This window comes from Vibrio sp. 1288, assembly GCF_033344475.1.
This window is the reverse complement of the sequence record NZ_JAWPOX010000007.1, coordinates 1-13770: the sequence shown is the minus strand read 5'-3', so window position 1 is coordinate 13770 and position 13770 is coordinate 1. Positions and strand designations below refer to the sequence as shown.

At 41.8% G+C, this 13770-nt stretch carries 11 protein-coding genes and 4 tRNA genes; 6 read left to right on the top strand and 9 right to left on the bottom strand.

Translation table 11 applies throughout. The features are described from left to right. Nucleotides 1–93: 93 nt before the first annotated feature. The 4 genes from R8O11_RS07135 to R8O11_RS07120 form a co-directional block, all read right to left on the bottom strand. A complete protein-coding gene (locus R8O11_RS07135; protein ID WP_017820198.1) occupies nucleotides 94–402 on the bottom strand; it encodes an AzlD family protein in 309 nt (102 codons plus the stop codon). After that, entirely contained in the window at nucleotides 399–1130 is a 732-nt protein-coding gene (locus tag R8O11_RS07130) for an AzlC family ABC transporter permease (RefSeq protein WP_318194038.1), read from the bottom strand. The genes R8O11_RS07135 and R8O11_RS07130 overlap by 4 nt, the downstream gene beginning before the upstream one ends. Nucleotides 1131–1441: 311 nt before the next feature. Then, on the bottom strand, nucleotides 1442–2671 hold the full coding sequence (gene alr / locus R8O11_RS07125) for an alanine racemase (protein ID WP_318194037.1): 1230 nt from the start codon (nucleotides 2669–2671) through the stop codon (nucleotides 1442–1444). Between the two features lie 201 nt (nucleotides 2672–2872). Next, nucleotides 2873–4504 carry a methyl-accepting chemotaxis protein gene (locus R8O11_RS07120; RefSeq protein ID WP_053303666.1) on the bottom strand — a complete coding sequence of 544 codons (1632 nt, stop codon included), beginning with the start codon at nucleotides 4502–4504 and terminating at the stop codon, nucleotides 2873–2875. 550 nt (nucleotides 4505–5054) lie between these two features. Between R8O11_RS07120 and R8O11_RS07115 the strand changes: the two genes are divergently transcribed. The 4 genes from R8O11_RS07115 to R8O11_RS07100 all read left to right on the top strand — a co-directional run bounded on the left by R8O11_RS07115 (nucleotide 5055) and on the right by R8O11_RS07100 (nucleotide 7466). Then, nucleotides 5055–5141, top strand: a tRNA-Leu gene (locus R8O11_RS07115). 36 nt (nucleotides 5142–5177) lie between these two features. After that, nucleotides 5178–5251, top strand: a tRNA-Cys gene (locus R8O11_RS07110). A 306-nt stretch (nucleotides 5252–5557) separates the two neighbouring features. Continuing rightward, nucleotides 5558–7081 (top strand): alpha-amylase, encoded by a 1524-nt coding sequence (gene amyS, locus R8O11_RS07105; RefSeq protein WP_115386660.1) that lies wholly within the window; start codon nucleotides 5558–5560, stop codon nucleotides 7079–7081. Between the two features lie 130 nt (nucleotides 7082–7211). Beyond that, nucleotides 7212–7466: a hypothetical protein gene (locus R8O11_RS07100; RefSeq protein WP_005375990.1), complete on the top strand. Its 255-nt coding sequence runs from the start codon at nucleotides 7212–7214 to the stop codon at nucleotides 7464–7466. A 74-nt stretch (nucleotides 7467–7540) separates the two neighbouring features. Here the strand turns inward: R8O11_RS07100 and R8O11_RS07095 are convergent, their stop codons facing one another. Further along, complete coding sequence (locus tag R8O11_RS07095) at nucleotides 7541–8329, bottom strand: lipase family protein (protein ID WP_005375991.1); 789 nt, start codon at nucleotides 8327–8329, stop codon at nucleotides 7541–7543. 69 nt (nucleotides 8330–8398) lie between these two features. Beyond that, entirely contained in the window at nucleotides 8399–9328 is a 930-nt protein-coding gene (locus R8O11_RS07090; RefSeq protein WP_064376958.1) for a CHAD domain-containing protein, read from the bottom strand. A gap of 301 nt (nucleotides 9329–9629) precedes the next feature. Between R8O11_RS07090 and R8O11_RS07085 the strand changes: the two genes are divergently transcribed. Both R8O11_RS07085 and R8O11_RS07080 read left to right on the top strand, forming a co-directional pair. Continuing rightward, nucleotides 9630–9716: transfer RNA gene (locus tag R8O11_RS07085), tRNA-Leu, on the top strand. A gap of 36 nt (nucleotides 9717–9752) precedes the next feature. Then, nucleotides 9753–9826, top strand: a tRNA-Cys gene (locus R8O11_RS07080). Nucleotides 9827–9831: 5 nt separating this feature from the next. Here the strand turns inward: R8O11_RS07080 and R8O11_RS07075 are convergent. From R8O11_RS07075 to R8O11_RS07065, 3 genes are all read right to left on the bottom strand, one after another. Next, entirely contained in the window at nucleotides 9832–10824 is a 993-nt protein-coding gene (locus tag R8O11_RS07075) for an LLM class flavin-dependent oxidoreductase (protein WP_318194036.1), read from the bottom strand. A gap of 235 nt (nucleotides 10825–11059) precedes the next feature. Continuing rightward, nucleotides 11060–12265 (bottom strand): GGDEF domain-containing protein, encoded by a 1206-nt coding sequence (locus R8O11_RS07070; protein ID WP_318194035.1) that lies wholly within the window; start codon nucleotides 12263–12265, stop codon nucleotides 11060–11062. A gap of 133 nt (nucleotides 12266–12398) precedes the next feature. Then, complete coding sequence (locus R8O11_RS07065; RefSeq protein WP_238967159.1) at nucleotides 12399–13385, bottom strand: ABC transporter substrate-binding protein; 987 nt, start codon at nucleotides 13383–13385, stop codon at nucleotides 12399–12401. Between the last annotated feature and the right edge of the window lie 385 nt (nucleotides 13386–13770).

Here is a 13770-nt window from a genome sequence, read left to right as displayed (position 1 = left end):
AGCATAAGATAAGCCCTGATGATACTTGTGACATCAGGGCTTTGTGTTTTGGGTCTTTTTTATTGACGACTGGTATCGGCGTTGAAACAGCGACTAAAGAGCACGTACTGCAGCGGCGGCGATGATGCCTGCTGCAATTGCGGGTAGAGGCTTTTTCACGATGAACATGACAACGGCAGTAGAAAACAGTGCTGCTCTAGCACCATTATCACCCTCTACTGCTAGCGGAGCTAAAAGCGCAACCAATACAGAGCCTGACATCGCAGTAATGAAACGTTGAACCCGTTCGCTAATTGGAATGAATGACATAACATACACTCCGCCCCAGCGGGTTATGAGCGTGACTAACGCCATAGCGATGATGATAAGCAGTGTGCCACCTAAGGTTGTTTCGATGTTCATGCTTTCTTCTCCTTCCAACAAGCACCCAATACTCCGCCAGTAATGGCGCCAACCACTACGTGGCTATTCTCTGGCAAATACCAATACGCCAACATAGAAGAGGCTGCTGCTATGGCCCAAATCGCAAAGATTCTTAAGTCTTTCGGCCCGGCCACCACCATAGACAGCAGGAAGCATCCCATAACCATATCGAGCCCGAAGCCCACCGGATCTTTGATTGCGCTACCAAAATAAATGCCGATCCAGGTGCCCACAATCCAAAAAGACCACATCGCTAAGCCGCCACCAACAAGCAAGCCAAAGCCTGGTTCTTTTCTACCAAATGCATTGAGTGCCATTGCCCAGTTAGCGTCTGATGCTACCAGCATTACACCGTAACGTTTTGTTGGTGGGAGTTGTCGTAACCATGGATAAAGTGTGGCTCCCATCAAGAGGTGACGAGCATTAATAGCAAATACAGTAATAAGAACTGGAATGAGAGGGACTTCTGCTCCCCACATTTCTAACGTGGCAAATTGTGAAGCACCGGCGAAGACCAGTGTGCTCATCAACATAGTGGGAAATACATCTAGTCCAGTCTGTACCGCAGCAACACCGAAAGCGAGGCCAAATATGACCACGAACATAGAGAGGGGTAAAAGTTGGGTGAATCCGTTCCAGACGTCAAGCCGATTAAATTCGTGCAACTCAGCGGAGGAGCGTTGAAGATGTTGAGTATTTTCTGTCATAGAGATACCTAGCTAGCAGGCAAAGGGGCAGTGCCATACGAGTGTGTTTGTTATTCTTTTGTAAACTTCATGTTTAACATCAATTAGAGGGGCTTTCAAACACTAAGTGCTATATAAAATTGAGCCATCCAAGCGGCTTTAAGAAATAGAGTGTAGAGAGTCGCACTTGGTAGTGCTAAAGGAGATTAAAACAACAGAAATAGTAAGCTCTGTTTAAGTGATAGAATCACGAGCTAGTACAGATTAGTAAATAAGAAAGAAAGCGAGCACGAGGCTCGCTTTTTCGCTCTGTTACGAATAACTGAATAGGTTTATTTTACGTAGACACGAGGGTTCGCGCTTCCCCAAACCGTGTATAGTTCAGGGAAGATGACTTCTGCGTGTTTTTCCATCTCAGCAGATGAAATCGTTTTGCCTTGTTGGGAGCCAAACAAAACAACTTCAGAACCAGGCTCAACATCTTTGATACCTGTAACATCTACCATTGTAGTGTTCATTGAAGCAACGCCCGCAACTTTTGCACGTTGGCCATTGATCAGAACTTCTGCCGCATTCCCCATTTTTCGTGGGTAACCATCAGAGTAACCAACAGGAATGTTCGCCATTAAGCTTTCTTTGCTTGTTGTGTAGCTACTGTCGTAACCGACTGTGCTATTTTTTGGCAGGTGGTGAACGGATGCCACGCGTGTTTTGAAAGACACGATAGAAGGGTACTCAGGGTTAGTCGGTAGGTCTCCGTATAAAACGCCACCAGGACGAACCATATCAAGCTGCGCCTCAGGAACATTAAGCGCGGTGTAAGAGTTTGCTACGTGCAGTAAAATGTTGTCGCGTTTTAGATTCGCCTCATTAATCAGCCATGTAGAACTGTCTTTGAATGAAGCTAACTTTTGGCGCACGTCGTCTGCATTGTAGTTAGGGAAATGAGTCATGATGCCAACAATATTAACGCCAGCTTGTTGAGCGATTTCTAGCGCTTCTTTCTTGCCCGCTTCTGTCGTCATATCAACACCATTACGTCCCATACCACCGTCGTTCAGAGCAAGGTGAACTTTGATTTCTTTACCAGCTTTCTCGGCTAGTTTAGACAGTGCTTTAGCTTGCTCTGCTGTGCCTATCAACTCTTCGACATTTAGGTCGATTGCGGCTTCAATCTCGCCAATATCCGCTGAGCGTACACGCATAATTTGGCCTTTAAAGCCACTGTCGCGAACAGTTTGTGCTTCGGCGTTACTTGCAACGGCAACGCAAGGAATTTGTTGTTCGATAATAGTCGGCATCAGGCCTGCGATACCATTGCCGTATGCGTCGGCTTTCATCACGGCGCAGATTTTCGTTTTGCCATCCATGTGCGATTTAAACTGCTCAATATTATCGCGGAACTGACCTAAGTTTATTTCTAGCCAAGCGTTAGCACCTTGAACTTGCTCTGCTTTTGCTGCTGTATTGCTAATTTGAAGAGGAGCAGCAGTGGCTTGAATTACAGGAACCGCGATTGCAGCAGCGATAGTCAGTGATAGTAAGGTTTTATTTAAGCGCATAAAGTCTCCGTACGCGTTTTTTGTATTGGTTATGTTATTGAGTACTTGGGGAAAGTACCTGACGAAGTAAAACGCTCCAAGTGGTGCTTTGGAGCGTTTATTAAGATAGTGATTTAATATATACCTAAATATACCTCAGTGATGACATTCAATTTAAGCAAATCGGGATTGATTTGATATCTACTAAGGTATCCACTGAGTTTAACTCAGTTTAAAGCGGCTCATTACATCTTTAAGAGAAATGGATAGCTGGCTTAGTTCGCGGCACGCCTGTGCGGTTTGCTCCGAACCTTGCGAGACCTCTTGAGATGCCAAATGTATGTTTTCAATGCTGCGGTTAAGCTCTTCCGCAACAGAGTCTTGCTGGTTACAAGCCGTGGCGATTTGGGTACCCATGTCTGAGATGTCCGAAATCGAATGCTCAATGTCGCTCATCAGCTGTTTTGATTGAATGCCTTGTTCTGCACATTCTGAGATACTGGTTCTAGAAAGTTCAGTGGCTGATTTTGCGTCTTTTGCAAGTGATTGTAGCTGCTCAATGATCGAAGTGATTTCACTCGTTGAATCTTGCGTACGGCCGGCAAGAGTTCGAACTTCGTCTGCAACGACGGCAAAGCCACGACCAGACTCACCAGCACGCGCCGCTTCAATGGCTGCATTAAGTGCAAGTAGGTTGGTTTGATCGGCGATGTCGCGGATAACATCCACGATCACGTTAATTTTATTCGATTGCTGTTCAAGCTCTGCTACGGTATCGCCTGCAGCGCCAATTACGTTTGAAACTTCTTGAATCGCGTCAACCATACCTTGGGTTTCACGAACACCGTGTTGTGTGCGGCGGTTTGCTTCGTTAGCTTGGTTCGCTGAGTCTTCAGTGTTACGAGCAACATCGGCTACGGCCGCTTTCATTTCTGTCATTGCTGTTGCGATGTGCGTAATTTGCAGCTGTTGATCTTTCATACCAGACGCAGAAATATCGGAGATTTGGTTCATCTCTTCGACAGCGCTGCTTAACTGAGTAACTGCAGCAATCACGTTATCGATAACTTGGCGTAAGTCATCTTGCATCTTAGTGGTCGCGTCTGCCAGTTCACCAAGCTCGTCATTGCCGATTGCTTTACGGTCAATGTCACTTGATAGATCACCTGTCGCGATGGCATTTGCTTGCTCAACAACAAGTTTAAGTGGGCCACAAATTAGGCGAGTCAGCACGTATGTCATGCCTACCATGATCAGTAGAATAATCACGTTACTTGCAATTGAAGAATTACTCAATCCATTTACAGAGGACAGGATATGAGTTTTGTTGCTGTCCATAGCTTCTTTAAGGAGACGGATTAGTTCGCCTAACTCTGAGTCAACCGCTTCGAAAGCAGACAAAGAGTTCGCCAAAATAGGGTGGGCCTTGCTTTTGTCGTTAGCTAGCATCGCTTCATTGTACTGGTCCATAGTATCCAAATACTTTTTCCACTGACGCATAAGACGCTGGTAAGTTTGCTGCTCTTCGCCAGGCCAGATAGTTTCACCGTAAGCGTTGAGCTCTCTAGTGATCTTTTCGCGTTCTCTAATATTGTTAGAAATTTTAGTTTTGACTTGGTCTGCGTCTTCATAAGTGTACGCAGCAAATTGAGCTCGGCGCCAGCGAGACAAGTGATCTCGAATCGAATCGACCCTTTCCATTGCAGGAAGCGTATCGTCGGTATAGTTTAAAAGCTCAGATTTGATGCTTTTGAGCTCTGTAGATAAAAACACGCCAAATGCAATGTTGACGATGGCAATGAGTAAAAACGATAGCGATATCTTTTTCGCTATAGAAAGATTCTTGATAGACATTAGTGATATACCTTGTTTTTCTTATGTTGTGTCGCCAAAGTAAACCACATCCTTATATGTGATATATGTCCATCAAATTACTGCAACTCGTGTAACGTACCATTATTTATTGATATTTTCGATAATGAATTGAGCTTTGTTTGAAAATAAAAAAAGTCAATGATTTTATAAAGGTACGACCACATTCGATATAAAGTTATCGGTAACAAAATATGATGTTCTGTACGCAGTCGTGCCAAGAGCAGGGAATCAAATTGTTACAGATGTTACAGCGGTGAAAAGATCAGCGTTCATAACGTGATAGTCGCGTGTTTACCTCGAAGCAGTTACGGGCACTAGTATGCGTATGACTTAATAGCCAATGAAAGGGAACGGGTGCTTATTGGTCTAATTGAATGCCAAATGTACTAGGCAGATCGCTTTTTAAGCACTTAAATCAAAAAGATAAAATTTATTGTTGACCAGATAAATTAATCCGTTAAAGTACGCCTCGTTCTCACGGCAAAGGTCGCTGAGACAGATGGTGTCTAACCCATCGCATGATTGCGTTGCCCTGGTGGTGGAATTGGTAGACACAAGGGATTTAAAATCCCTCGGCGTTCGCGCTGTGCCGGTTCAAGTCCGGCCCGGGGCACCATCAAAATCTTTGGTGACAGAGATATAAAATCAGAAAGGCGCCTTGGCAGAGTGGCTATGCAGCGGATTGCAAATCCGTGGACCTCGGTTCGACTCCGGGAGGCGCCTCCACTATTTCGAAAGCCAGTCTTAAATGACTGGCTTTTTTCGTTTTTAGTCCGCCTTTTCGTAACCCTCGCGCTTTCCTAAAGCCTCCCATGTTTTGATCACCATTCAATATTTTTAATGCGCTAATCATTGACTTTATAAATGTTAGACAACTCAATAATTGTATAGTGTGATTGGTGATAGTTTCTCTTCGATTGTAATCCGAACTTTTTGTATTACAGGCAGCAACCTAGCTAGCGTCATAGTTAGTATCGCTTGGTGCGTATATGCAGAAAGGAGGATTCTAGTCCTTAACGTGAGAGAAAAATAATGAAAACATTCAACCTTAAACCTACACTTTTACCCTTAACTTTGCTGCTCAGTTCGCCTGTAATGGCGGCACAAAATGGCACCATGATGCAGTATTTCCATTGGTATGTGCCAAATGACGGTGCGCTCTGGACACAAGTTGAAAACAACGCTTCGGCACTATCTGGCAACGGCTTTACTGCGTTATGGTTACCGCCCGCCTATAAAGGTGCTGGTGGTAGCAACGACGTCGGTTATGGCGTTTATGATATGTATGATTTGGGAGAGTTTGATCAAAAAGGTTCGGTGCGCACCAAGTATGGCACCAAAGATCAGTACCTAAGCGCCATCAATACTGCCCATAAAAACAATATCCAGATTTATGGCGATGTGGTGTTCAACCATCGCGGCGGTGCGGATGGTAAATCCTGGGTCGACACCAAGCGAGTCGATTGGAACAACCGAAATATTGAACTTGGTGATAAATGGATTGAAGCGTGGGTAGAGTTTGATTTCCCTGGGCGCAACGATAAGTACTCAAACTTTCATTGGACGTGGTACCACTTTGATGGCGTGGACTGGGACGATGCTGGCGAAGAAAAAGCTATCTTCAAATTCAAAGGTGAGGGTAAGGCATGGGATTGGGAAGTGAGCTCGGAAAAAGGCAACTACGATTACCTTATGTACGCTGATCTAGACATGGATCACCCTGAAGTTAAGAAAGAACTTAAAGACTGGGGTGAGTGGTATATCAACATGACTGGTGTTGATGGGTTTAGAATGGACGCGGTGAAGCACATCAAATATCAATACCTGCAAGAATGGATTGATCACCTACGTTGGAAAACAGGGAAAGAACTATTCACGGTCGGAGAGTACTGGAACTACGATGTGAATCAGCTGCATAACTTTATCACCAAAACCTCTGGCAGCATGTCTTTGTTTGATGCACCGTTACATATGAACTTTTATAATGCGTCTAAATCGGGTGGTAGCTACGATATGCGTCAAATCATGGATGGTACGCTGATGAAGGACAATCCAGTCAAAGCGGTTACCTTAGTAGAAAACCATGACACTCAGCCTTTGCAGGCGTTGGAATCAACCGTTGATTGGTGGTTCAAGCCGCTCGCTTACGCGTTTATCTTATTGCGTGAAGAAGGTTATCCATCCGTGTTTTATGCAGATTACTACGGCGCGCAGTACAGTGATAAAGGGCATGACATCAATATGGTCAAAGTGCCTTACATTAAAGAGCTAGTAACACTGCGTAAAGATTATGCCTATGGCAAACAACATTCTTATCTCGACCACTGGGACGTAATTGGTTGGACTCGAGAAGGTGATGCAAATCATCCACATTCAATGGCCGTGATCATGAGTGATGGACCTGGTGGCTCGAAGTGGATGTATACGGGTAAACCAAGTGCTCGCTACGTAGACAAGTTGGGTATCCGAACTGAAGAAGTTTGGACTGATGCGAATGGTTGGGCTGAGTTCCCAGTAAACGGCGGATCTGTCTCGGTTTGGGTTGGCGTTGAATAATCCATTCCTGTGATTTTGATACAGAGTAGGCAATTCTTGATAAAACTTTTCAATGAATCAATGTGTTATTTGATATTCATTCAACAAATGAGTAACTTATATTTGAGCATAATCTAGAGGAAGATAAAGAATGGAATCTATTGCTGATGTATTGGTTGTGGCTATTGTGTTCGGTGCCATATTTGGGGGCGGGATAATAAAGTTAATCTTGAACCATCGTAAAGAAGTAAGAGCGTTGGAGATATCTGAACGTAATACGATGAGCCGAGAAGAACAAGATAACCTTAACAAGCAAATTGGTGACTTGAAGCGACGTGTTGAAGTGTTAGAGCGAATTGTCACAGATAACAAATATCAACTTGAAAAAGAAATTGCCTCTCTGTAGATCACCACTTAATCGTAAAGCCGGCGAAGTCCGGCTTTTTCGTGTCTGTACGTCATACCTTTCGGATGTTTAACTCAGCGTTCATCAAAAAAGTCTTTGTCGCGAATGTATTTACTCATAAAGTGATAAGAGAACGGTCGCATTAGCCAACTAAATAAGGAGCGCCCAAGCCGTATGAGCGTTGGGGTGTTCTCGTATATTCTCCCGTTATATAACCATAGCATTTTGCCTACATGCCAATACAAAAAAGGTACGGGCGGCATAAAGGTCACGATGTCGATGTCGCAACAAATCCTGTATGTTTTGTGCCCCAAACGGTAGCGTTTCTTAAACGTCCAATCCCCGACAGCGGGCTGTCCGAAAGTGACCACGCGTTTAATGCTTTTTGGGTATTTTTTCTCAATATAGTCAGCAAAAACACTGCCAATCGCGCCACCTGAAGAGTGGCCAGTAATAGTGATTCTTTTCCCCCTGAGAATAAGTGGTACAACGATACCTTCGAGGCGTTCGATCACGGTCAACCCTAACCGATCTTCATTTCGGCTCGGTAAACTTTCTTGGAACAACAGATGATAGAAACCCGCGTGAATGCGATAGTTTAGTCCCAACCTTCGACAGCTTCTCGTCCACATCGCGAAGTTCAACAACCAATCACTGATACTGTGTGAGCCTTTAATCACTACGACCACTTCACTCTGTTTTTTACTCCAGAGCACGCGAATCATAATCTTACCGTGTTCATTTCTAATGACTCGTTGCCCATTAGGATCGAACCCGTATTGAGTTTGCCTGAAGACGCGAGGGTAGGCGAGATTACAAAGCACCGCATAGCGCTCGTATTGGTATCGTTTTAATGGTTTCACGTTAACTTTCTTAGTGGAGCCTAACGTTTGACTGTAATTAATGAATATTAAAAATACGTGAACCTTGATTTAGGGTCGGTAGAGATTCTGTGTATTGGTATCGCGAATGAAAGACTCAAACTGGCTTAAATGCGTCAAGATGGTTTGGCGAGAGAGTGCATGATGTTCGCTAAGCACGTTAATTAGCTTTTTCAAAGCCTTACGATCTTGTTTATCAAGATTTGCTGTTTCTTTGAGTTGTGCGAAAAATTCAATTTGACTTGAAGTGTCGTTAAAGTCACCGAGCTTGTCTTGCAATAGTTTTAGTTGTTTCACGTTGTTTTTGTGCTGTTGGGAAGGATAGAGCGTGGAAAATCCTTCTAACAGATAACGCAGCGCTTTGCACTTTATCCGCATCGAATGAATCACGCTGTCACGACTTTTGTCCGAGATCTTGCGTCGTGCTTTATCAACTTTTTTAAATTGATCGGAGATTTTTTGGCTTGCGAAGAGTAACGCAGGTACGTTGCTATCCACTCGTTCGTGTTGCGTACTTCGCAGCAGACTATTCCTGACCAAAGTGCAGTGCGTTGTGTATTCTTTTGTAGCTAGCCAACGCGTAACTCTTGCCTGTTCGTAAGCACGTTCGGCTTCGATAAAGCCAAAAAGCTGCTCAAGAGACGATTTGTGATTTGGGAGCATTTCAATGTATTGGTTTTTGTCCAAGATAAATACGTCCAAATCACGCAGCTTATTTGTTTTCTTCATCATTATTCTTAAATGAGGTTTCAAAATACGCTGTTCAAAAGGAGGGATCAGTTCGCGAAGTAGTGAGCATAGTGAGCGTATGCGCCTTAGTGTGACGCGATACTGGTGTGTATATTCAGGGTCCAAGTCATGGACGATCCCCTGTTCCAGAGAGCGTGCATAATCAAATTCAGTAAGTAAGAAGTGGGACACTACGAAGTCGAGTTCGGAATCAGTATGTAGCGGTAATTGAAATGATGACTTTCGAAACATGATGAGCGCTTATTTGTCCCCTGCAGTACGAGTTAAGTTTATACCCATACTGCCAATTTGTGTGACTTGTCGATTCCTCATTGACATGAAGTGATGAAGCAAAGTAAACGAGAGCAAAGCATGCTGATGTTCTTGTGAGCAAAATGATCGCCCTTTGTTCGTTTGAGTTGGCTTTTTAACCATTTGAATAAAAGAGACTAATTTTTTGTTGACCAGATAAATTAATCCGTTAAAGTACGCCTCGTTCTCACGGCAAAGGCCGCAGAGACAGATGGTGTCTAACCCATCGCATGATTGCGTTGCCCTGGTGGTGGAATTGGTAGACACAAGGGATTTAAAATCCCTCGGCGTTCGCGCTGTGCCGGTTCAAGTCCGGCCCGGGGCACCATCAAAATCTTTGGTGACAGAGATATAAAATCAGAAAGGCGCCTTGGCAGAGTGGCTATGCAGCGGATTGCAAATCCGTGGACCTCGGTTCGACTCCGGGAGGCGCCTCCATTCTTTTACTTGTCCATGAGTTCCGATAGTAACCTGTAGGATCTCAACTTCTCAGATTGTTCAAACACCATCGTGTTTACCATAATTTCATCTGCCCCAGTGCGTTCCAAAAGTTTCTCAATTTTCTGTCTTACATATGTTTGATCACCATGGATAGATTCACGTAATTGAGTTTCAACGTGAAGCTTTTCCTGTGCTGACCATAGTGGTGCCATACTTTTCACTGGTGCGCGAAGTTTTTCGCGATTGCCGCGAATCATTTTTAAGAATTTTTGCTTCTCTGTTGTCGCGAGAAAATATGCATGTGACTGAGTATCCGCTACGATAACGTTGGCACAAATCATCACATAGGGTTGAGCTAAATGCTCGGATGGGACAAACTCATCTCGATAAAAGTTTAGAGCACGAGACATTGCATCTGGAGCAAAGTGTGCAGCAAATGCGAAAGGTAAGCCTCTCTTAGCTGCTAAACGTGCGCTGTATGTACTCGACCCCAGAAGCCAAATCGGCAGAGATGTGTTGTTACCTGGATAAGCCGCGACTGGTTGATTTCGAGATACGGGACCAAGAAAGAAATTAAGTTCCTCCAACAGCTCTTCAAAGTCAGGATCCATATGCTCTGGTTCCCGCCTTAATGCATGCATTGTTTGGTAGTCGGTGCCTGGTGCGCGTCCTAATCCGAGGTCAATACGACCAGGGTATAATGCCTCTAACGTTCCGAATTGCTCTGCAATAACTAGTGGTGCATGGTTAGGTAACATGATTCCACCAGATCCTAAACGGATCGAGTTCGTGTGCGCTCCAATATGACTGAGTAATACACTGGTTGCGGCACTGGCGATGTCGGGCATGTTATGGTGTTCAGCCATCCAAAACCGATGATAGCCCCAGGACTCGATTGATTGAGCTAATTCAACGGAGCGCTCGAACGTTTCGGTGAAGTTTGTTCCGTCGGACACGGGTGCCAAATCCAGAACAGATAAACGAGGAAAAGACATAGGATAGTTATAGCCTGTTAATGAATCTTAACTATCATATGGTGGTGAAAGTTGACGTTTAAAAGGGGAGGATTAACCATTCACAATGGATTATTTTTCTTCAATGCCTGGAGAGCGTTTAGCTTACGAGTTTAGCTTTTGCTATGTGATAAAAGCGGCTTTATTACTGTAAGTGGCCACAGTGGTCGATGTCGTTGAATATTCGCATGTAGAACGTTTCCACAGCTACTTTAGATTAAAACATAGGCCTCTTTAACAGCGAACTGCTGTTGTCGACAATAGTGAACGAGCTAGCTTTAGAACGTTTTGACTGATACATAGACTTGTCTGCCGCTGTTAATAATTCATGTACATTCGACCCATGCTCAGGATAGAGTGCAATACCAATGCTAGCTCCGACGCATAACTCTTTACCTTTAAAATGAATTACTTTTTCTATTTCTTGGATATAGCGTAGTGCACATGCAGACAGAGACGTACCTGTTGTGTGTGAACGATGAATAATAATAAATTCATCTCCACCAAAGCGGCCTACCATGTCTGATTCGTCGATAATACTTGATAATCTACTAGCTACAGATTTTAACACTGCATCGCCTGCCTCATGGCCATGGCTATCGTTAATATCCTTAAATAAATTTAAATCTATAAAAAACAAACTAAAACTATTCTCACTGCCTCTGAAATAACGCGTAAGCTGGATCAAATGTTTTTCTATTGCTCGACGATTGTAGATATTAGTTAAGGAGTCGTGCTCAGACAAAAATACCAAACTTTCTTTTTGACGATTTAGAACTGAAGTTTGATTCTCTACTTCTTCTTTAAGTTTTGATTTTGATATTGTTGTGTGGTTTAACAATGCCGCCATTTTATTGAAGTAACAAGACAGATTTTCAAATTCCGTGAATTGATTTTCTGAAGGGATTTTATAGTCAAAATTTGACCTGCTTAATTGTTTTATTCCATTTATAAACCTTTGAAAGCTTCTCTTGAACTTTATTTTTATATAAAAGCATAATAGCATAACAACCAGAGAGATAAAAATAATACCTGCTTGAGTGTAATAATTTAAATTTTGTAGTTTTGTAGACTTATTATTAAGTATTTTTTTATAAATATATATTATTTCATTATTCATATCCTGGGATACAATGTTTATTCTGGATTGTATGACAGGATTTGATTTATTATAATTTACGACTGAATCATAATGGCGATCTTTGTCTAGTAAATGATTATTTTCGTATTGAACTAAAAAATACAGTTCGAGATTCATTTTTTTTAGGTCTTTAGTAAGGTATAAAACATCTTCATTTTGAGATAATAATTCGTTTAATTTGTTATGAGAAATCATGAATTGTGTGAAATTGTTTTTTCCCCTATTTTGAGTGTAAGCCCAAAGATAACTACTTAATGACTCTAATGATATTTGTATGTCCATTATTTGGTTTAATTGTTTCTTGGCTTTATAATCTTCTATTTTTATGAAGCTTATGTATACTATAACGCTGATACATAGTATTACGCTTAGACTGAATAGTGATGCTAAATAGTGGTTTAACGAACGATGCATTTTAATCTAGACCATCAAAATATGAATTGATATAGTTTTCTTTAAATATTTTTCTGTAATTTGGAATCTGTCCTTCTACATAGTTTTGTTTTAATGCCCAATTAGCTTCTGATTGTAATGTAAATAATAAAGAATTCGTTAAATTTAATCGAAAGTTATAATCATCCCAACTCCAAGATATTTCTTCAACTGTTGTGTTAAGTTTTTTTGATAGTATTTTCATTGTTAAATGAGGGTTTTTATCCATCCAGTTAATTGAGTGATGAAGTGACTTTATTATTTTCATTACTTCTTGATCTGATTTTTCAATGTGTATTTCTTTTGATACAAGCAAAAAGTAAAGTTTATACACGCCAATAATTCCTATGTTCTTTACTTCTTCATTTATTCTATTCTTGGCCATAAATCCGTATGGCTCCCAAGTAGATATTGCATCGACGTTTCCTTGCATTAAATGATTTATAATAACCTGCGTTGTTGATGATATTTTTTCTACTTTTTCTAAATCAATGTCATTTACCTGTAGCAACAAGTCTAAGTAATATTCGCTAGCGCTCTTTTTTATTACACCAACCTTTTTTCCTGGTAATTTATCTATACTTTCTATGCCAGACCGCTTTTTAGTTAGCAGCTTAATATCATTCGTAGAAGATGCAAAAGAAGTGATTAATGCTAAATCTTTGTATTCAAAGCTTTTAAACATCAGTACGCTTTCAGAAAAAGTGGCGTAATTAACATGGTTTTCTAGAAGTAGGTTTGAACATTCGACCCCTCCAAAGCACATGATAAGTTCGACGTTTAAATCGTTTTCTTCAAACGCACCTATGTGCTCTGCAATGATAAAAGGGGCTGACAGAGGCGTCTTAGATATACCGATTGTTGTAGGTTTGTGGATAGCATTTGATACCGTTGTTAACTTTAAATAAGCAACTACTAATGCAGAAAGAACTAAAATTATGATAACTGTAGAAATCTGTTTTGTATCCATCAAAAACAACTCCCTTCATAATAGTAGTAATTAATCTATCAGTTAAATGAGTGTAGTTGCTTATTGGGTTGATGCTAGGAGAGGAGGGGATTTATTTGTATCGTGCCAAATTTATGAGTACCTAGGGGTAATTTCGGTAACTGGCTTAGATATAAAGAATTTATCTTTAGTTAGTTCAAGTTGTAGCAAATGACTGATTTCATAACATGATGATTTATGGAGAGATATCAACTTTTTAAGTTGAAAAATTGTACTCCATTTTTGCCATTTTTCTTTATCTCATACATTGCGTGATCGGCTTTTTGATAGGCTATGTTCCCTTTAACTGTTGTTATACTTAAAGTAGGCAACGATTGGAGGGAACTCCTATGCTTCAGTCACAGTT

Bases quoted from the DNA above. Each gene is read 5' to 3' on its own strand.
- R8O11_RS07135 (WP_017820198.1), bottom strand. From the start codon at position 402: ATGAACATCGAAACAACCTTAGGTGGCACACTGCTTATCATCATCGCT.
- R8O11_RS07130 (WP_318194038.1), bottom strand. From the start codon at position 1,130: ATGACAGAAAATACTCAACATCTTCAACGCTCCTCCGCTGAGTTGCAC.
- alr (WP_318194037.1), bottom strand. From the start codon at position 2,671: ATGCGCTTAAATAAAACCTTACTATCACTGACTATCGCTGCTGCAATC.
- R8O11_RS07120 (WP_053303666.1), bottom strand. From the start codon at position 4,504: ATGTCTATCAAGAATCTTTCTATAGCGAAAAAGATATCGCTATCGTTT.
- amyS (WP_115386660.1), top strand. From the start codon at position 5,558: ATGAAAACATTCAACCTTAAACCTACACTTTTACCCTTAACTTTGCTG.
- R8O11_RS07100 (WP_005375990.1), top strand. From the start codon at position 7,212: ATGGAATCTATTGCTGATGTATTGGTTGTGGCTATTGTGTTCGGTGCC.
- R8O11_RS07090 (WP_064376958.1), bottom strand. From the start codon at position 9,328: ATGTTTCGAAAGTCATCATTTCAATTACCGCTACATACTGATTCCGAA.
- R8O11_RS07075 (WP_318194036.1), bottom strand. From the start codon at position 10,824: ATGTCTTTTCCTCGTTTATCTGTTCTGGATTTGGCACCCGTGTCCGAC.
- R8O11_RS07070 (WP_318194035.1), bottom strand. From the start codon at position 12,265: ATGGACATACAAATATCATTAGAGTCATTAAGTAGTTATCTTTGGGCT.
- R8O11_RS07065 (WP_238967159.1), bottom strand. From the start codon at position 13,385: ATGGATACAAAACAGATTTCTACAGTTATCATAATTTTAGTTCTTTCT.